Consider the following 241-nt stretch of genomic DNA (forward strand, 5'->3'; position numbering starts at 1 on the left):
TTGTAAGACAATTGAGATGAAATCTGAAGCCATGATTGCATTATTAGTAAAGACATTTATTGTTGGTGGTACGTCAATAAAAATATAATCGTAATTTTGTTTTAATTTTGAAAGCATTTGTGGTAATAGAATATTACGTTTAACCCGACTAACTTTTTCTACAGCACCAATCCATAAAGATAATGTCCAATCTGTAGGAATCATATCAATTTGGTTTGTAACAGACACAATAGATTTAGAC

General features: G+C 29.5%; 1 protein-coding gene. It reads right to left on the reverse strand.

Annotation, left to right across the window (positions count from 1 at the left end; genetic code table 11):
- A partial coding sequence (locus tag QP119_RS11665; protein ID WP_284776342.1) for a ParA family protein occupies positions 1-228 on the reverse strand: 228 nt, incomplete at its 3' end.
- Positions 229-241 lie beyond the last annotated feature (13 nt).

The organism is Corynebacterium frankenforstense (assembly GCF_030211955.1).
In the GTDB taxonomy this organism is placed as follows: domain Bacteria; phylum Actinomycetota; class Actinomycetes; order Mycobacteriales; family Mycobacteriaceae; genus Corynebacterium; species Corynebacterium frankenforstense_A.